Below are 18,503 nucleotides of genomic sequence, written 5' to 3'. Positions count from 1 at the left end.
AAGGTCTGCAGTTGACCAGTGGCAAGCTCGTCAACACGGGTCGGAAGTTAATCTCCTTCATCCGGCCCGCACGGTGAAGCGTCGAGCAGTGCGGCGAACGTCGCGGACGTCTAACGCCCAAGATCAGCTCGCCGCGACATCTCCGCGGGCGTGCACGCCGCGCGCGAACCGTCCGAAGCGCAGCGCCAGCGTCGGCAGCACCAGCAGGTTGAGCGCCATCGAGGTCAGGAGTCCGCCGAGGATGACCACCGCCATCGGCCCCTCGATCTCGCGGCCCGGCTCGCCGGCGCCGAGCGCGAGCGGCAGCAGGCCGAGGCCGGTCACCAGCGAGGTCATCAGGATCGGCACCAGGCGGTCGGCGGCGCCGGCGATCGCGGTCTCCAGATTCCAGGCGCGACCTTCGGCGACGACCAGATGCTCGTAATGCGAGATCATCAGGATCGAGTTGCGCAGCGCGATCCCGAACAGCGTCACGAAGCCCACCATCGAGCCCAGCGACAGCACGCCGCCGGTCAATGCGACGGCGATGACGCCGCCGACGAAGGCGAACGGCAGGTTGATCAGCACCAGCACCAGGTTGCGCCAGTGCCCGGTGACGAAGGACAGCAGCAGCACGATGCCGATCGTCGCCAGCAGCGAATTCACCAGCAGGTCGCGCCGCGACTTGGCCTGCGCCTCGGCCGCGCCGGTGAACTCGACATGCGCGCCCGGCGGCAGCTTGACCTCCTTGGCGATCTTCCGTTTGGCCGCGGCCACGAAGGATTCGAGATCGCGCTCGGCGACATTGGCGGTGACGGTCTGAGCGCGCTGCCCATTGCGATGAAGCACGACGTAGCGCCCCGCGGTGCCGTAGATGTCCGCGACCTGCTTCAGGAGGATGTAGGCGCCGCTCGGCGTCCGGATCGGCATGTTGCCGATCTCGGTCGGGCGGGCGCTCGCATCGGGGTCGAGCTTGACGATGACGTTGAAGACCACGTTGCCTTCATAGGCCTGGCCGACCACGTCGCCCTGATAGGCGGTGCGGATCAATTCCAGCACCTCGACCGCGTCCAGGCCCCAGGATTGCAGATCGGTCGGGCGCAGGGTCACGTTGACCTGCGGCATGCCCGGCGGCGACTGCTGCTGGATGTCGATCGCGCCCCAGACCTCGCCGAGTTCGCGCGCGATGTCGCGCGCCGCGCGCTCGAGATCGTCGAGATCGGGGCCGAACACGTTGATGACCACGGCGGCGTTGAAGCCGGACAGGGTCTCCTCGATGCGCTCGGTCAGGTAGGTCTTGATCGACAGGTTGATGCCGGCGAAGTTGGCGAGCGCGGCGCGGATGCGCTGCTGCGCCAGCTCCTGCTGTTCGCCGGACAGGCCCGGCTTCAGGTCGACCTCGATCTCGCTCGAATGCGTGCCCGCGGTATCGACGCCGGCTTCGGCGCGGCCGGCATGCTGCGCCACGCTGCGGACCTCCGGCACGCCCTGCAGGGCCCCGGCGATCAGCGTGCCCAGCCGCAGCGATTCGTCGAGCGAGGTGCCCGGCAGCGTCGAGACGTGGAGGATCAGGTGACCTTCCTTCAGGTCGGGCAGGAAGGTGCCGCCGAAGAACGGAACCAGGCTTGCGCCGCCGGCGGTCACCAGCACGGCCGTCAACATGACGGATTTGGGAAAGCGGCCGAGCCGCCGCAACAGCATCTCGTAGGAGCCGCGCGACCAGCGCACCAGCGGCGGCTCGTGTTCCTCGCGCGGCTTCCGGCCGGCCAGCAGCAGCATCGACAGCGCCGGCGTGACCGTCAGCGCGACGATCAGCGAGGCCACCACGGCGAGGATGTAGGCGATGCCGAGCGGTCCGAACAGCCGGCCGGCGAGGCCCGGCAGCGCAAGGATCGGCACGAACACCAGGAGCACGGCGAAAGTCGCATAGGCGACCGCGCTGCGCACCTCGAGCATGGCATCGTAGACCACACGCGCTTCGCTGCGCGGCGACGGCAGGCCGCGGTTCTCGCGCAGCCGGCGCACCACGTTCTCGACGCCGATCACGGCGTCATCGACCACCTCGCCGATCGCGATGGCGAGGCCGCCGAGGGTCATCGTGTCCAGGCTCTGTCCCATCCACTGCAGGGCCAGCACGGCCGAGAACAGCGACAGCGGGATCGCGGTGCAACTGATGACGGAGGTGCGCCAGTCGTAGAGGAACAGCAACAGCACGATGATGACCAGGGCGCCGCCGATCAGCAGCGCGTACAGCACGTTCTGCGTCGCCGCGTCGATGAAGGTCGCCGGACGAAACAGATCGGCGTGCAGCCTGACATTCTCGCTGTCGAGCGCCGGGCGCAGATCCCGCAGCGCGGCCTCGACGCGCGCCGCGACGTTGCGGGTGTTGGCGCCGAACTGCTGGCTGATCATCATCATGATGCCGGGCTGGCCGTTGATCAGCGCGCCTCCGATCGGCGGCTCCGGCGCGTTCACGACCGTCGCGACGTCGCCGAGCACCACGCTGGCGCCGCCCTGGTGCAGCAGGACCGTCCGCGCCAGCTGCTCGGGTGTGAGCGACTGGCCCTGTGTCTGCAGGATGACCCGTTGATTGGCGGTGTCGACGAAGCCGGCACCGCGCACGCCGGTGGCCTTGCGCGCGGCGGCGACGACGTCGTTCATGCCGACGCCGAAGCGGACAAGGTCGTCGGACCGCACCTGCACCTGGAGCGACCGGATGTCCCGGCCATAGGTCGTGACCTGCGCCACGCCCGCGACGGCCAGCAGCCGTCGGCTCACGGTCCAATCGGCGATCGTGCGAAGATCCATCAGCGAGCGCTGCTCGGAGGTCAGCCCGATCGCCAGCACGGTGCCGGCCGCCGGCACCAGCGGCGTCATCGATGGCGCCCGCACGCCCTGTGGCAGGCTGCCGGCGACGACCGCGAGTCGCTCGGTCACCAATTGCCGCGCCCGGAAGACCTCGGTGCCGGGCTGGAAAATGACCGAGATGACGGACAGTCCCTGGATCGACGACGACCTCATGCTCTCGACGCCGGCGAGACCGTTGATCGCGGTTTCGATCGGCTGCGTGACCAGCACCTCGACCTGTTCGGGACTGAGCCCGGGGGCCTCCGTCTGGATCGAGACCTGCGGCGGGGCGAATTCGGGAAAGACCGCGTAATTTGCGCTGCCCAGCGAGAAGATGCCGTAGCCGAGAATGGTGCAGGCCACCCCCAGCACGATGCCGCGGAAGCGGATGGCAAACGAGATCAGCGCCGCCTGGGGGCCGGCCGCGGCGCCGCGAACGCCGTCAATCATCGTCGCCGCCGCCGCGCAACTCGCTCTTGGCCTCCTCCGACAACAGCACCTGCGCGCCGCGCAGGACGATCTCGGAGCCCGACGGAATGTCCTGCACGACATAGTCGTCGTCGGACACCGGCTGATCGGTGCGGATCGGGTGGCGCTTGAAGAGCTCGGGACCGGCGCGCAAATAGACCCACGAGCGGCCCTGCCATTGCACGATCGCGGTGTCCTCGACAAAGACGCCGTCGAACGACTTGCCCGAGGGCACGTAGGCGGTGGTGTTCATCCCCGGCAGCAGCCCGCTGTCGCCAGCGGCGACGAAGTAATAGCTCACGCCCTGGATCCGCGGATCCGTTCGCGGCGCAGCCGACAAATAGCGCAGATCGATGTTGGCGCTGCGGGTGGGCGCCTGCGCCAGCGCGCCGCGCGGCGGCCCTGCCAAGGTCACGCCGGGCGGCAGCGTGACCTGCACCAGCAGCTGCTCGCGTTCGATCAATTGCACGACCTGCGGCGAGCGCTCGATGATGCCCCTTCCGATGACCGCGCCCCATTCCTGCCGCGCCGTCGCCATCAGGGTCTTCACTTGCGATTCGGCGGCAGCCAGGGTGGCTTGATCGGTCCGGAACGTGCCCTCCGCCGCCTCTGCGTCCTTCCGCGGCATCGCCGCCGACTGCACGAGGTCGCGGGCGCGCTCGAATGCGAGCCTTGCGACGTCGAGTTTCGCTTGCGCCGTCTGCAGCTGCGCCTGGGCATTGGCGTAGTTGTTGGTCAGGTCGGTCAGCCTGCCGACGTCCAGCACCGTGCCGTAGGCGCGAAACTGCTCGGGATGGGATTCCGCGGCCAGCACGGCGGTCTGGAGTCCGATCTGCTTCTGTTGCGTTGCAGAAAGCTTGACCGTTGCCGGTTCACGGCCTGCCGCGCCGTCAGACTGCGCCTGCGCGCGCGACGACAGGGAAACCAGCGTGAACAGCATGGCACCGCATGCGGCCGCAGCTCTCGTCCGTTGCCTCACCATGCAGTCCCGGCCCATCGATCGGGGAAACGTCTGGACGACGTCGATGTCATTGCGACAACAGCTACTTCAGCTTCGAGGGTGTTTCAAGCAGCGCCGGCCGGGAGCCACCGCATAGGACTTCGTCGGGCCATCGCGCGCGTCCTGTCCGCGCCGCTTCCGTCGATGCGATCACGGTACCTGCGGAGGGAGCGACGCAGTGCAATGCACGCCCGGCACCGATGCTTGTGGCGCCTGTCTCGCAAGCGAGCCGCATGCGCGGCAGGCAAGTGGCCGAACCTGGACCGCAGCCGCGCTGCGGCGGGGAGATCGGGCGTTCGGCATGCGTCCCGATATTTCTTCTTGAGCGTTAGAAGTATTCTTAGACACATTCCAGCGTATTCGTCCGCAGCCCAAGCTTGTTGCCGGCCACACGCGCCGCGCTACACGAAAAGCCAAGACCAACAAACTTCTTACGCACGATTTTCCTCATCGAATGACCCGGGATTTTTTCCCGATTCGCCTACGGGAGCGAGAATCGTCACATTCATCTACCTGTCGGGTCATTGATGTGACCTCACTTCGCCATACCCCTCCGCAACGAGTCGGGAGTTCCGTCGACGTTGCAGCGAGGCAAGCTTGTCCACTCTGAACCCACTCTCCGATCGCCCGGCGCACCGTGATCATGCGCAGGGCCATCCTTGTCGGTCAGCCTCTCGCCGCGCTCGTGCCGACGTCGCGGCCGACTTCAGAGAAGGATCTGCGCGATGAGCCAGCTGGTGAATGTGCGGCCCAACGAGGCCGGCGCGGGCGATCGCAAGGCGCAGAGCAGTGCCGCCGATCACGGCATGCGGCTGCTTGGTGCTATCGGCGCCGCGGCCCTGGAGCCGCAGTCGCCGACCGACGCCTGGGCGTTCTCGACGAGCGAAGTGCTCGGCACGGGATCGGCCGTCGAGCCGTTGCAGGACGTGCTCGGCAGTCTGACCGAGATCATTCGTGCCGATGCCTCTCCGGCGGAGCGGCAGCCGGATCATCCATTCGCCGACGATCACGGCTTCACGCTCGACCAGGAGGAGCTGGCGGGTCTGCCGGGCGTGGTGCTCAATACCTTCGATGTCGACGGCCCGGTGTGGCTCGCCGTCGAGGCGCTCGCCGCGACGGAGCCGCCCGCCATCGACGACGATCTCAAAACCTGGGTCGAGCCGTCGTCCGACCCCGACCGTCGTCCATCGCAGCACGAGAGCATCCTGGTCACGGTCGACGAGATCGAGAAGAACCGCCTCACCTTTGCCCGCCACGCACGGCCCGAGGATTTTTCGCCGGCCCCGGCGCTGGGCGCCTGGACCGGACGGCTGCGCCTGGAGCAGCGCCCTGACTTCGTGCAGCGGATCGAGCGCTATATCAGCGGGCCATGGACCGTCTGGGCCGACACCGAGCGCATGCGCCGCCGTACGATGGCGATCCACCAGCGGCTGCGCGACATGGCCGCCGCGACCCGCGCCGATCAGGCGATGGAGGTCCTGTGGGGCATCGCGCTGTCATCGTGGCGGCAGGGCGGGCGCGAATTCGAGTTGCCGCTGTTCGAGCGCGCGGTCGAGATCGAGATCATCGCGCGTCCGGATGCCGAGGTCAGGGTCCGGCCGCGCTTCGTCGGCGCAGCCGTCAATTTGAGGGCGCTGGATGCGGTGGCACCGGACGCGGCGCTTGCCGTGCGCGACAAGCCGGATCGCTTGGTCGAGGCGCTGGAGCAGCGCGCAGAGCTGTCGCCGTTCACGCCGATCGGCCTCGATCAGATCCTGAGCGCCGCAGGCGCGCAATCCGGTTACAAGACGTCGCGCAATTTCGCGTCTTCGGACGATGCGCCGGCGATGGAGGCCGCGGAGGCTGCCATCGCGGCGGGACGCTGGGTCATCTCCGCGCGGCGTCGGCCGGAGAGCCTCGCCCTGCGCGACATCGACTGCCTCAAGAATGCGATCGTGCATGCGCCGCAAAGCGAGTGCTGCCTGTCGGAAGCCGTGAGCGCGCTGCTGTCGCAGCCGGATAAACGAGGGCACGCCAATTTGCGCCGGCATCTGTCCAGCGTCGTCGGCGGCCCGATCGACCTTGCGCCTGCGCCCAAGCCTGCCGCCATCGAGCAGGGAGATCTGTTCTTCCCGTTGCCGGCGGTCGTGGAGGATGTCGAAATCGTGCGCGAGCTGTCCCGGTCGGATGGCCTGATGGTCCAGTCCGTCGCGCGGGACGATCGGATCACGGCGCTCGCCAACGTCGTCTGCCATCACCTCGCGCTCGGCTCGCGCGTCCTCGTCGTGTCCAGGGACGAGGCTGCACTTTCCCTGCTGCATCAGAAGCTGCCGCCGGCCATTCGCGAGCTGACCGTCAGCTCGACCGGCTCCGACAAGGACGTGCTCAGGAAGGCCGAAGCCCTGGCGGGCCGGCTGCAATCGATCCTGGACGCGACCAATCTGCGCGACCATGTCGGTCAGATCGGCCGGCTCGAGCGCGACATCATCTCGAAGCGCACGCAGATCGCATCGCTGGACGACGAGATCGCCGAGATCGTCGGGCGCAATCTGCGGCTCGCCGGCGGCTTGCCGGAGCTGCCGTTCGATCTGTTCGATGCGCTGATCGGCGAGCTGGACATTCACGCCTGGTTCACCGACCGGCCGAAGCGCCTGCTCGCGGCTACGGACCCGCTCGTCACGGCGGTCGACAAGGCGCGCGAAGCGCGGCTGCGGCTTGCCACTGATCTCAAGCATATCGATGACGAGTTGCCGGAGCTCGCGGTGCTTCCCGATACCGCCGCGATCCTGCGTCTGCACGCGGAGCTGCAGCACCAGGCAGGGCTGACGTCGGACGCAGGCCGCGACGAGGATCTCGCGCTCGACGCCATCGCGACCTTCGGGCTTGACGCAACCACCCGCCTGGCGGCCGACCTCGATGCGCTGGTAGCCGGCCATCGCGTCATCGCCGAAGAGACCTGGCTCGCGCGGCTGTCGCCGCTCGGTGCCGCAAAGGCTGACGCTCCCGCAGGTCTCGACAAGGTCGTGGGTTGGGCGCGTGATGCCTCGTTCCAACTGTCGCGGAGCGCCGAATTCGCAAGGCGCCAGGTGCAGGCGCCGGTCGAGGCGTTCACCAGGAAGGACGCGATCCGCGTGGTCGAGCGGCTTGCGGCCGGCGAGAAGCCGTTCGCGCGGTTCTCGCCCTCGCGCCGCGCGCTGAAGGCCGCCGTCGAAGCGATCACGGTGGACGGTGCCGCGCCGTCGAAGCCGGCGGACTGGCAATATGTCGGGCGCTTCCTGCTGTGGCGCCACGACCTGCATGCGTTGCGCGCGCGCTGGACGTCGATCGCGACGCAGATCGATGCACCCGCGCTTCAATTGGAATCGGCGCGGACGTTCGATGACCTCGAGCACATCGTCAAGAGCGTCGAGGCCGCCATCGTGACGGCCGCGCTCGCCGTCCGCAACGTGGCCGATGCCTGCTGCAAGCTGTCGATGCCGGACGGCGAGGTCAGGGCGATGCTGGCGGATGCGCAGCGGCTGGCCGCGTTCGGCGCGGCGATCCGGACCGTCATGACGCGCGTATCGGGACCGCTGGTCGAGCTTGCGCGGCTGGGCGAATTGTTCGCCCGGGCGGGAGAGCTTGCCGTCTCCGTTCAGGATGACGTGCTGTCGCGGGTCGGTGACGCCGAGACGGAGCCCGAGGAGCTCGAGACGCGGTGGACAGGCATTCTCGCGACCATGGAGAAGATCCGCGAGGCCAGCGCGGACTACGAACTCGTCAGGACCGCCTGCCGGATGGCGACTGCAGCGGGCGCGCCGAGTCTGGCGCAGCGGCTGCGGTCCGCGCCGGCCGCGGGCGAGGCGAAGGATGCGGCGACGCTCGCGGAATGGGTGGCGGCCTGGAATTGGGCCGTGCTGATGCGGATCGAAAGTGCGGAGGAGCGGCAGCTGCTGCATGACCTCGCGGCTCAGCGCGCGCGGCTGGAGACGCGGTCGCTGGCCCTGTTCGAAGCGGTGATCGGCGCCCGCATGTCGCTGGGCATCGCGCAGAATGCGGGCGGCGCCGTCAGGCAAGCGGTGAAGCGGTTCAGGGACTCGATGCAGAAGATGGCGTCGGCCTGCTCCGGCCCGACCGCGCGCCGACTTCGGTTTGCCGCGCGCAGGTCTCTGGACGGCTGGCTCGAGGAGATTCCCTGTCACGTGATGCCGGCCTGGCGTGTCGCCGAGTTGCTGCCGGCCCGGATCGGCACCTTCGATCTTCTGGTCATCGACCACGCCTCCCGCTCCGATCTGCGCGAACTGACGGCGATGCTGCGGGCCCGCAAGGTTCTGATCAGCGACGAGCTTCACGACGACGGGGCCGTGGTCGAAGCCGGCCGCAACGATACTGTTGTCAAACGCACCGAGACGAACACGCAGCGCCGCGTTCCGCCGGCGCTGCGGCGGCTGCTGATGCCGGGTGCCTCGCTGCGCGATCTCGCCGAGATCCTCTTTCCCGATCGCAGGATCGAGCTGCGTGCGCGCCCTGCCGGCGTCGGGGCAGCCTCGGTCCCAGCTCCGCTGCTGCCCGCTGATACGTCCAGGCCGGCCGATGCACCGGCCGCCGAGCTGCCGCGGCCGGCCCGCGCGCCGGCGCCGAAGCAGCGGCCGCAGCCACGGCAGGTCATCACGACGCACTCGCTCGAAGAGGAGATCGCCACCGTCGCGAAATATCTGTCGATGGCCCGCCGCTCGGGGACGGACATCGTCACGGCTGCCGCGGCCAAGCCCAGCGCGCCCGCGATACCGCAGCGGGCCGAGAGCCGCGCGGCTGCGCCCAAGCCCTCGCCGGAGGTTCGCGTTCTGCGCCGGCGTCCGCCGCGCGAGCCGGCCGCGGACATGGTGACGCCGGTTGTGACTCCGGCTCCGCCCGAGCTTCCGGCCGTCGCGCAGCCGGCCACGGCCGAGCAGACCCAACCGCGCGCGGCCGCCGTCACTGAAGCGCCGGTCATTGTCGCCGATCGGTTTGCGGTGCCGCAGCGCCCTGCCGAAAAGAAGGTGGTCACGGCGGAGATCGAGGCGGAGTCCACGAGCGCCGCGCCGGCAGAGCCCGTGAAGCCTGGCGTCGTTGCGATACCCGCTGCGGCAGCGGCTTCTGCCACCACTGAGCCCGCCGCCGCTGCTGCGGCTCCAGCCTCTGCTGCGACTTCTGCAGCGCCGGCGACAGAGATCAAGATTCATCCCTCCCTCGTCGAGATGGCGTTCAAGTCGACGGAGAACGCCGCGGCACCACGCCGCCGTCGGCCGAGCCGGCGGGTGATGGCATTTGCCGCGGCCGGACTGCTTGCAGTCGTCGGTGCGGCGGTGTCCTGGGAGCGCGCGTCGGAATGGGTCCAGCTGTCCCTGAGCGGTGCCACGGCAGCGTCGGCTCTGCCGAGCGAACCGGGCGCCCATAAGGTCAATGCAGAGCGGATCACGCCGGAGGCCAAGCCGGTGGTTGTCGCCGCGGCCGAGGAGCATGCCACGGTCGGCATGAGCGTGCCGGTTAGCATACCGGCGCAGGCGTTCCTCTATCATGAGGATCCGCAGGATCCGAAGGGCAAGCGTTATCCGGGCAAGGTCACCTGGTCGATCGAGCAGAGCAAGGGGCCGCGACTCGATGCGGCGCCGGCGATCAAGGGTGAGATCGAGATCGAGAACGGCACCAAGGCCACGATCTCGCTGCGGCGGAACGCCGACATGGAGATGCCGGCGAGCCACGTCATGGAGCTCAAGTTCGACTGGCCGGATCAGTCGGTGAGCGGCCTCAACAGCCTGAGGGGCATCGGCCTGAAGGGCGAGGAGGCCGAGCGCGGGACGGCGCTGGTGATCCAGACCGCCAGGGTGACACCGAAATACTTCATGGTCGCGCTGTCTGCCAACGAGGTCGATACCAAGCGCAATTTGATGCTTCTCAAGGGCAAGCAGTGGTTCGACATTCCGATCGTCTACGAGGGCGGCAACCGGGCGCTGCTGTCGATCGAGAAGGGATCCGACGGCGACCGCGTGTTCAAGGACGTGTTCGCCAGCTGGGGTCAGTGACGGGGTTGGCGGGCATCACGAGCGAGGACAGCATGAGCGAGAGTTCAGCGTTGCAATGGCTGCGGGCTCCCAAGCTTGCCGAGGATGCGCTGCCGGAGGATTCCCGCGCGGTGGCCTGCCGGCGCTGCGGCCGTACGGTGCAGGTCTCGCTCAGCCCGATGCGTCCGCCGAGCTTCCTGCGCGTCGAGGATCAGGTCGAGTGTCCCGAGGTGCAGGAGCGCTGGACCGGCAAGAGCGAAGGCGGGCTGCTGCTGATGATGTGCGGCGCGCTCGAGCAGTCGCTCGACGCCGAATGGGAGATCGCAGAGCCGGAGAGTGCGGCTCGACGAGAACCTGCAGCTATCTCTCCGGTGCGTCCGCGCCCGTCGCTCGCGCCGGCGGCGTCCCTTCCGGACAGATGGGACGACGGCGGCGACGATGATCAGGAGGAGACGGGTGAGGGCGGCCGGCTGAAGGCCCTGTTCGCACCGGCTGCAGGAGCTCGCAAGAAGCTGATCCGTGGAGCGCTCGGCGTCGTGGTCCTCGGCATCGTCTTCCTCGGCGGCGTGCTGCTGCCGCTACGCGAGATCGGGCTGCTGATTCAGGCGCCGCCTGGGTCGGCCGGATCGTCGAGCTCGCAGCGGGAGGCGCAGTCTGCCGCGCCGCTGCCTTCGCCGCGCCGGATCCTGTTGGAAGCCGCCAGCGCGCCCCAGGACGCCTCGCGATCGCCGTCCAGCGCCTTCATCGCGCCGCGCCAGGCGGCTCCGCCCCTCGAGGCGACGCTGGCGCGATCATCCGACACCGCAGCCATCTCGCGGCCCGCGCCGGAAGCCGAGTCGAAGTTGCGCGTGCCTGAGCTGGTCGCGATCGCCGGCGGCAGTTTTGCGATGGGTGGCGACGACGAGTCCGAGCAGCCGGCGCATCAGGTCAGCGTGCGGCCGTTCTCGCTCGGCAAGTATCCCGTCACGATCGGCGAGTGGAGGCAGTGTGTCGCGGCGGCAAGCTGCGCCGACATCGCGACCGGTGCGGATGATCGTCCGGTCACCAACCTGAGCTACGACGACACCCAGGCCTATCTCGGCTGGCTGTCGAAGGCGACCGGCAAGTCGTTCCGGCTGCCGACCGAGGCCGAGTGGGAATACGCCGCGCGCGGCGGCCAGCGCACCCGCTATTGGTGGGGCGATCGCATGCGCCCGGGCATGGCCAGTTGCAGGGGGTGCAACGGCGCCGGCGAGGCCGAGACGGATCAGCCGCCGAAAATCGGCAGCGTCCAGGCCAATCCTTACGGCCTGTTCGACATGGGCGGCGGCGTCGGCCAGTGGGTCGCCGACAATTGGCACAAGAACTACAAGGGCGCGCCGGCGGACGGATCGGCCTGGCTCGAGGAGAGCAGCTATGCCCGCGTCATCCGCTCGGGATCGTGGAAGAACGGCGCCGCCGATGCGCGGGCCGGCAGCCGCGACCGCTATGACGGCCGCATCCGGCATCCGACCCTGGGTTTCCGCGTCGCGCTCTCACCATAGGGGATTTGCATGCTGCCGAGGTCTGCGCGACTCTGCCTCATCCTGACCGCATCGCTCGTGCTCGCGCCGTCATTGGCGCCGGCCAAGGGAACGAAGGCTGCGAAGGATGCCCGCGTCTATTTCATCTCCCCTGCGGACGGGGAGACGGTGACCGGGCCAGTCATCGCTCGCTTCGGACTTCGCAACATGGGCGTTACCCATGCGGGTGACGATTTCGCCGGCAGTGGCCATCATCATCTTCTGGTCGACGTCGACGAGACGATGCAGGCCGGCGAGGAGATTCCGCGTGACAAGAAACACGTTCATTACGCAGCGGGGGAGACGGAGGCGCGGATCGAATTGTCGCCCGGCAAGCACACGCTGCAGCTCGTGCTGGGCGACACCAGGCATCTCAACTTCGATCCGCCGGTGATCTCCGAGAAGATCATGATCACGGTGAGCAAGCCGAACGGAGGCGAGCAGGAGGCGCGTGCGACGCGCAGCGCCAGCGCCCGAAACAGACCGCAGATCCGATCCGTACCAGCCGAGCCGCCGGCCCAGCCCGAGCCGCCGCCGGAGACGACGAAGTCGCCCGAGAGCTCCGACTTCATCAGCCGCGTCTTCTCCGGGACGAAGTGACGATCTCTCCATTCCCGGTGGCCGAGCGCGTTGATGTGCGTCGGCTTACGCGCGACCGTGGGACGCAAGCTCGGTCGCTCCTTGTGGAACCATCGCCGAGGGCGGCGCTTGTCGCTCCATAGCGGCAAGGGCGATCCATCATCATCCTGCCTGCCGCAGCGATGGAATGAAGCATGTCGAAATTCGCGCCAAGGCTCGCGAGGCGTGCCGACGTCGCGGTCCGCAGCGGCGGCGAGAGCAAGGGCAGCTCACCCGGCCGTGGCCGCTCGTCCGGGCGCGATTCCATGGCAGATCCCGACGCGAGCTGGGACGTCGTTGCCGAGGCATCCGACAAGTCGTTTCCCTGCAGCGATCCGCCATCCTGGCCGGTGGTCCGTGTCGGCAAGGGCATCGCCCGCGCCTGAGATCAGGATCGCTTCTTCGGTATACCGCTGTTCGCACGCATGTGCGCTTGACGGTTGGTAGATGCGTGCGCACAGCCGCATTGTCATCGTCCGGTACCGATATCGCTCCGGTCGAGTGAACGATCGCAGCGCTCAGAATATTTTTTTCTGAGGCTTAAGGTCGCAGCCGTGTAGCTGTCTGTTCCTTTCTCGCCTCACCCTGGTCACAGCCGCAATCGGGCAGGAGTGTGGTCCCGCACGCATCGCCAGTGACGCCTTATGCGCGAGGAAGGCGCGTGCGCCTCGCGCCAGTGCTGCTACATCCTTGCGAATCAATATCAGTTGCAACGTACGGGGAACTACGCACGTTGCCGATTCCGGAAAAAGATCAGCAGCCTGCCGACACGGTTCGATCCTGACTGGAACGTATATGAGTTCGCATCTCAGCGACATTGCGGCCGGATGCGGATTGTTTCGAGCCGCGCATGCGTGTTCGAGGCCGTCCGCCGCGGAATGCGATGTCCAAGTTTCGTTGAAATCTCCCTCCCCTTTGTAGCCCGCGCATCGAGCGCTGTTGGCGCCGATGGCGCAGTCTTCGAGGAGGGATTTGATAATGAAGGTCATCAAGATAATGGTTGTGGCATTGGCGGCGGGTCTTGCGTCGGGCTCCGCTGCGCTCGCCGACGGCTACAAGGATTGCACCAAGCTCGACAAGGCGTCGTGGAAGACGACGGCCGAGGCCGAAGCGAAGGCGAAGGCTGCCGGCTACGAGGTCCGCCAGACCAAGATCGAGGGCACCTGCTACGAGGTCTACGGCGTCAAGGGCGGCAAGCTCTATGAGCTGTTCTACAGCCCCGAGGACCTCGCACTGAAGCATACGAAGGCGAAGTGATCTGATGGTCATGCGTGACGCAGGCCGGGCGCAGCGGAGCGTCTCCTCCGAGACGCCGGCGAACTCAAGTTCGGGGACCGTGGCGGTCTGGGATTTTCCGCTGCGCGTCTGGCACTGGTCGCTCGCGGCCTTCGTGCTCGTCGCCTGCGTCACGCCCAACACGTTCGACCGCCTGCATCGGCTGGCGGGCTACGCCGTCATCGGTCTGCTCGCCTTCAGGCTGATCTGGGGATTGATCGGCAGCCGCCATTCGCTGTTCGCGCGGATCAGCCTCAAGCTGCGGGCGGCGCCTCAATACATCGTGGGCATGCTGCGCGGAGAGACGGGACGCTATCTCGGGCTGAACCCGGCAGGCGCCGCGATGCTGGTCGTGATGCTCGCGCTTCTGATCGTCTCGACCATCAGCGGCGTCATGCAGGTCTCGGTCCGGTTCTTCGGCGTCGGCTGGATCGAACAGGCGCATGCGCTGTCGTCCAATGCCATCATCGCCCTGATCGCCGTGCATGTGCTCGGCACGGTGTGGATGAGCGTGCTGCAGCGGGAGAACCTGATGCGCGCGATGGTCACGGGACGCAAGCGCGTGCCCGGAATCGTGCGTGCGGCGGCGGCGCGCAGCGTCGCACGGCAGAACCCGGAGCCCGAGCCGATGGCGAACGAGGAGCACGTATCCGTCGTGCCCGATCTGCCGCCCCTGCGCGTGAATCCGACGCTTGGCGCCGCGAAGCCCGCACGCATGCCGCGGTCCCTCAGCATTCACGACAAGCGGCTGGGGGTCGGCAGGTGAGGCGGCGGGCATCGGTCGTGTGCGCTCGCCGCCGATATGGGCGGGCGGGCTCGCGTCTGATTTCATTTCTGGTGCGCGCAAGGCTTGTCCGCGCACGGCTCGAGCTGGATGGACGCGCACGCACATTTCGGCCCATGCCGCGCGGGACCAGCGCGAGCGCGTTCCTATGCGTGTATCTCGCTCGCAGTCGCCTCGACGAGCCGGCGCATGAGGATCATGCATGTGCTGCGCGCAGCGCGCGCGGTCGATCGTGAGTCTCGTGTGGTTCGCGGGGTGTGCGACCACGCTGCATGACCTGTCGTGTCTCATATCAGCACAGCCGCGATGCGAACCAAGGCGATCATGCTGCTCTCGACCGCAGAAACCGCTGATTTTCGTCGCTGTCATTCGGTGCCGCGCGTCGGCGATGCTCAAGCCGATGCATCTGCGCGGCGCCGCGACGCTACGCAACTAATAAAGTCGCGCGCTTTGTCGCACACAACGATGTTGTCAAATTTGGACACGGCAAATTGCCGCATTCGGGACTTTATAGTCGTTCTATGAAGTGTCGGAGACTCGTCGAAACAGGCGAGCGTCTGGAAGCCGTCCGGCACATTTGGGTGAATTCGGGACAGGGACATACACCATGAATCTCTTTGGGAAGGTACAGGCAGCAGGAGCCGCCGCGCTGTTGATCGCGGCGCTCGCGCTTCCGGCGGGCGCGGCGGAGACCACGATCGAGATATCGGTCAAGGACAACAAGTTTCAGCCGACGGAGATGAAGGCGCCGGCCGACACGCCGATCGTGTTCAAGGTCAAGAATCTGGATGGCGCGCCGGTCGAGTTCGAGAGCGAGCCCCTGGAGTTCGAGACGGTGATCAAGCCGAACATGGAAGGCGTCGTGAAGGTCAAGGCGCAGAAGCCGGGACGCTACGAATTCTTCGACGACTTCCATCAGGGCAACAAGGGCACGCTGATCATCGAGTGATCCGGCCTTCGGCCCCCGCGGCGCCGTGATGCCGGAACGTGTCACGCCGCGGGGGGGGGCCGCGCTTCGCAGGTTGCCGAACTCGACGGAGACGAGGCTTTTTGGAACGGGCAGCACGAGAGACGGTCGCTTCCAGACGTGGCATCGGTCGCGACGTCTCATGGTGCCAGGAGGAGTCGGTTGCGATCACCGTGCTGCTCGTGACGCTGTTTGGAGCCGCGCCGTCCTACGGTCAGACCGTCGTTCCGGGGAGCCAGGTCAGAGCCTATGCAGATCCCGGGGCCGCCGAGGGTGGGCCGGTGGTGGTCGTGCCCAACCGCCGCCGCCAGCCGGCGCGGCCCGCGAATGGCAATGGACCGCTGGTCATTCCGCAGGTGATCGTTTCGCCTGGCGGCGTCGAGCCGGAGCCCAAGGCGGCAACGCAGGTGGATGGGGCTGCACCGCCGCGGCCGCGGTCTCCGATCGATGCCGGCGCGGGCGCGCTCCCTCAGGCCGCGCGCCGCGAACCGGCGCCGCGTCTGGCTCCGGTTCGAAACGGCTTTTTCGGTGCTCCGTCCGCCGGCCTCCTGGTTGGCGGCTGCTTGTCGACGCCCGGCCGGCTGTCGACGACGAACGTCCCCAATCGCTGTCTGGATGCGCTGGCCTTCGCCGTCAGTCCGCCGCCGGCCACCCGTGGCGTGCTGCCGCGCAACCTGCCGCCGATTCCGCGACAGGATGCGCAGCCGATTCCGCCCGTTCTGGCCGATAAGCCGAAGATGCGGCTGCCGCCGGTGAACAAGGGGCAGAAGCCGCAGGAGCCGCCGGCGCAGCCGCCGATGATGGAGGAGGACCCCTATGAGCCCAAGGGCATCACGGTGGGAAACTTCCTCCTGAAGCCTGCGTTCGAAATGTCATCAGGCTTCGACAGCAATCCCGGCCGTGTACCACAAGGCAAGGGCTCGGCGTTCGTCAGCGTTGCGCCGGTCCTGCTCGTGCGCTCTCAGTTCGAGCGGCATCTGCTCAACGCCGATGTGCGCGTCGGCTACATCGACTATGCGAAGCTCCGGCAGCTCAGCAGGCCTACCGTCGACGCCAAGGTGAATGGACGCTACGACATCACCGATACGTTTGCGCTCAACGGCGAGGGGCACGTTGCCGTCGATGCCGATGATCCCGGCACGCCGCGCTTCGCCGGCCGGTTCGCCAAGATTCCGCTGGCCTCCACCGTCGGCGGCTCGGCCGGCGTCACCAAGCGGTTCGAGGAGGTCGAAATCTCGACCAAGGCCGCCATCGACCGTGTCGCCTTCCAGAACGCGCCGCTGATGGACGGCCAGATCGTCAGCAACGCCGATCGCAACTTCGTCCAATACGGCTCGCAGAGCCGCGTGACCTACAACCTGACCCCGGAGATCCGGCCCTTCGTCGACGTCGCCGTCGACCGCCGCGTTCACGACATCGCGGTCGATGCCGAGGGCTTTCGCCGCGACTCCACCGGCACCGCGGTCGAGGCGGGCGTGACCTTCAACTATGCCGACAAGCTGACCGGCGATGTTGCGGTGGGTTATCTCACGCGCCGCTATCAGGATCCGATGTTGAAACCGGTCAACGGCTTCATCGCCGACGCCAACCTGACCTGGCAGTATGCCAAGGAGACGGCGGTGATGTTCGGCGCCAAGTCGCAGGTCGTGGAGATCACCGAGCCCGGAATCTCCGGCGTGCTCAAGCGCGACGTCACGGTCGGCGTCGAGCACCAGTTCGAGCCGTGGCTGATCGGCACCTTCCTCGCCGGCTTTGGTCAGGACGCCTTCACGGGCACGACGCGGGTCGACGACCGCTACCTGGTCGAGCTCGGCATGCTCTACAAGTTCTCACGCCTGCTGCAGCTCAGGGCCAGCGTCCGGCGCGAGGAGACGCGCTCCAACTTCCGCGAAAACAATCTGTCGGCGACCGTGGTGCAGGTCGGCGCGCGGGTACAGTACTGATCGGCTGCCCGGCAGGCGCCCGCGCGCCGCATCTGCGGTCTTCTGAGCGCGTGCCTGGAGATCACGCCTGCTGTCGTGACGCGGCCACAGTCATTCCGGGGCAGGGCCGCAAGCCTGGAAGCTGGAGTTTCGCGCCGGCTTCGCCATGTAGTATAGCCACCCAGCGACGGGTGGACGCGCGGCGGGAGTGGCTGGCTCCAGTCTCCAAAACGAAATGCAGCGCCCACGAGGTGAGCGCTGCCAACTCCGGATCTGCGTGTCAGTTCGGCCACGACTACTTCTTCTGGTTGAAGTTCACGTCGAGGCTGAAGCTGAACTGATCGTCCGTCAGTCCGGACGGCGGCGCGGGCACCGGGTCGGAGCGACGGATCATCGCAAGCGCGGCATCGTCGAACATCGAGTCGCCGCACGACTGCATGACGGACGCAGACACCACCTTGCCGGCCCGGCTCAGCACCAGCGCGACCTTGACCGTGCCATTGTGCTTCTTGCCTTCCGGATAGCGCTTGTGCAGCTCGAAATAGGCGCTGATCTTGCGACCCCAATCGTTGGTCAGCTTCTGCTTGTCCTTGCCCATTCCCGGATTGGGGGCCTTGGCCGTCTCCGCCGGCGGCGCGGCCTCGTCCAGCGCCTTGCGGGCCGATTCTTCCTGCGCGGCAGACGCGACCGACGCCTCGGCCTGCTGGGTCGCCTGCTGCTGTTCCTCCTTCTCCGGCTTCTTGGGGTCGTTCTGCGTGACGACCCGATCGGCCTCTTCCTCGGTCTCGGTCGGCTTGTCCTTGACGGCGTCGGACTCCTGGACTTCGGCGGTCTGCTGCATCTGCTCCGGCGCAGCTTCGGCCGCGTCGCTGTCGGGGCCCGGCGGAAGATCGTTGTCCTCGACCTGGGGCGAGGCCATCTCGAGCGCGAATTCAGCGCCGGCGGCGCCGAGGCCACCTTCCGCATCATTGCCGCTGAGATGGACGACCGCGAGTGCGGCGCCGCCACCGTGCAACATCACGGCGCCAATCGCGGCTGAGATCCACAAGCGGCGCGACGCTCCTTGATACTTGTGTTCGACCATTCTTCACTTCCGTCGTTTC

General features: G+C 67.5%; 11 protein-coding genes. 8 read left to right on the top strand and 3 right to left on the bottom strand.

Features of this window, described 5'->3' with window-relative positions; genetic code table 11:
• Positions 1 to 123 precede the first annotated feature (123 nt).
• Positions 124 to 3,276, bottom strand: a complete 3,153-nt coding sequence (locus tag QX135_RS13895; RefSeq protein WP_316181156.1) for an efflux RND transporter permease subunit — start codon at positions 3,274 to 3,276, stop codon at positions 124 to 126.
• Positions 3,269 to 4,276: an efflux RND transporter periplasmic adaptor subunit gene (locus QX135_RS13890; RefSeq protein ID WP_410052053.1), complete on the bottom strand. Its 1,008-nt coding sequence runs from the start codon at positions 4,274 to 4,276 to the stop codon at positions 3,269 to 3,271. The genes QX135_RS13895 and QX135_RS13890 overlap by 8 nt, the downstream gene beginning before the upstream one ends.
• 743 nt (positions 4,277 to 5,019) lie before the next feature.
• Between QX135_RS13890 and QX135_RS13885 the strand changes: the two genes are divergently transcribed.
• The 8 genes from QX135_RS13885 to QX135_RS13850 all read left to right on the top strand — a co-directional run bounded on the left by QX135_RS13885 (position 5,020) and on the right by QX135_RS13850 (position 17,421).
• A complete protein-coding gene (locus QX135_RS13885) occupies positions 5,020 to 10,314 on the top strand; it encodes an AAA family ATPase (RefSeq protein WP_316234127.1) in 5,295 nt (1,764 codons plus the stop codon).
• Positions 10,315 to 10,346: 32 nt separating this feature from the next.
• Entirely contained in the window at positions 10,347 to 11,816 is a 1,470-nt protein-coding gene (locus tag QX135_RS13880; protein ID WP_315772358.1) for a formylglycine-generating enzyme family protein, read from the top strand.
• Positions 11,817 to 11,825: 9 nt separating this feature from the next.
• Positions 11,826 to 12,434, top strand: a complete 609-nt coding sequence (locus tag QX135_RS13875; RefSeq protein ID WP_315772359.1) for a DUF4399 domain-containing protein — start codon at positions 11,826 to 11,828, stop codon at positions 12,432 to 12,434.
• Between the two features lie 173 nt (positions 12,435 to 12,607).
• Positions 12,608 to 12,838, top strand: coding sequence for a hypothetical protein (locus QX135_RS13870; protein ID WP_315772360.1), 231 nt, complete (start codon positions 12,608 to 12,610; stop codon positions 12,836 to 12,838).
• A gap of 592 nt (positions 12,839 to 13,430) precedes the next feature.
• Positions 13,431 to 13,709, top strand: coding sequence for a PepSY domain-containing protein (locus QX135_RS13865; RefSeq protein WP_315736410.1), 279 nt, complete (start codon positions 13,431 to 13,433; stop codon positions 13,707 to 13,709).
• 10 nt (positions 13,710 to 13,719) lie between these two features.
• A complete protein-coding gene (locus QX135_RS13860; protein WP_315772417.1) occupies positions 13,720 to 14,493 on the top strand; it encodes a cytochrome b/b6 domain-containing protein in 774 nt (257 codons plus the stop codon).
• Between the two features lie 625 nt (positions 14,494 to 15,118).
• Positions 15,119 to 15,460, top strand: a complete 342-nt coding sequence (locus QX135_RS13855) for a cupredoxin domain-containing protein (protein WP_315736411.1) — start codon at positions 15,119 to 15,121, stop codon at positions 15,458 to 15,460.
• A 101-nt stretch (positions 15,461 to 15,561) separates the two neighbouring features.
• Positions 15,562 to 17,421 (top strand): outer membrane beta-barrel protein, encoded by a 1,860-nt coding sequence (locus tag QX135_RS13850; protein ID WP_316234126.1) that lies wholly within the window; start codon positions 15,562 to 15,564, stop codon positions 17,419 to 17,421.
• A 274-nt stretch (positions 17,422 to 17,695) separates the two neighbouring features.
• Here QX135_RS13850 and QX135_RS13845 read toward each other — a convergent pair whose 3' ends face one another.
• A complete protein-coding gene (locus tag QX135_RS13845) occupies positions 17,696 to 18,484 on the bottom strand; it encodes a TonB family protein (RefSeq protein WP_315736413.1) in 789 nt (262 codons plus the stop codon).
• Between the last annotated feature and the right edge of the window lie 19 nt (positions 18,485 to 18,503).

This window comes from Bradyrhizobium sp. SZCCHNR1098, assembly GCF_032489375.1.
Taxonomy (GTDB): domain Bacteria; phylum Pseudomonadota; class Alphaproteobacteria; order Rhizobiales; family Xanthobacteraceae; genus Bradyrhizobium.
The sequence above is the reverse complement of the archived record's forward strand: the minus strand, read 5'-3'. Positions and strand labels throughout refer to the sequence as shown.

Excerpts from the sequence above, each read along its gene's own strand:
- QX135_RS13895 (WP_316181156.1), bottom strand. The coding sequence starts at position 3,276 with ATGATTGACGGCGTTCGCGGCGCCGCGGCCGGCCCCCAGGCGGCGCTG.
- QX135_RS13890 (WP_410052053.1), bottom strand. The coding sequence starts at position 4,276 with ATGGTGAGGCAACGGACGAGAGCTGCGGCCGCATGCGGTGCCATGCTG.
- QX135_RS13885 (WP_316234127.1), top strand. The coding sequence starts at position 5,020 with ATGAGCCAGCTGGTGAATGTGCGGCCCAACGAGGCCGGCGCGGGCGAT.
- QX135_RS13880 (WP_315772358.1), top strand. The coding sequence starts at position 10,347 with ATGAGCGAGAGTTCAGCGTTGCAATGGCTGCGGGCTCCCAAGCTTGCC.
- QX135_RS13875 (WP_315772359.1), top strand. The coding sequence starts at position 11,826 with ATGCTGCCGAGGTCTGCGCGACTCTGCCTCATCCTGACCGCATCGCTC.
- QX135_RS13870 (WP_315772360.1), top strand. The coding sequence starts at position 12,608 with ATGTCGAAATTCGCGCCAAGGCTCGCGAGGCGTGCCGACGTCGCGGTC.
- QX135_RS13865 (WP_315736410.1), top strand. The coding sequence starts at position 13,431 with ATGAAGGTCATCAAGATAATGGTTGTGGCATTGGCGGCGGGTCTTGCG.
- QX135_RS13860 (WP_315772417.1), top strand. The coding sequence starts at position 13,720 with ATGCGTGACGCAGGCCGGGCGCAGCGGAGCGTCTCCTCCGAGACGCCG.
- QX135_RS13855 (WP_315736411.1), top strand. The coding sequence starts at position 15,119 with ATGAATCTCTTTGGGAAGGTACAGGCAGCAGGAGCCGCCGCGCTGTTG.
- QX135_RS13845 (WP_315736413.1), bottom strand. The coding sequence starts at position 18,484 with ATGGTCGAACACAAGTATCAAGGAGCGTCGCGCCGCTTGTGGATCTCA.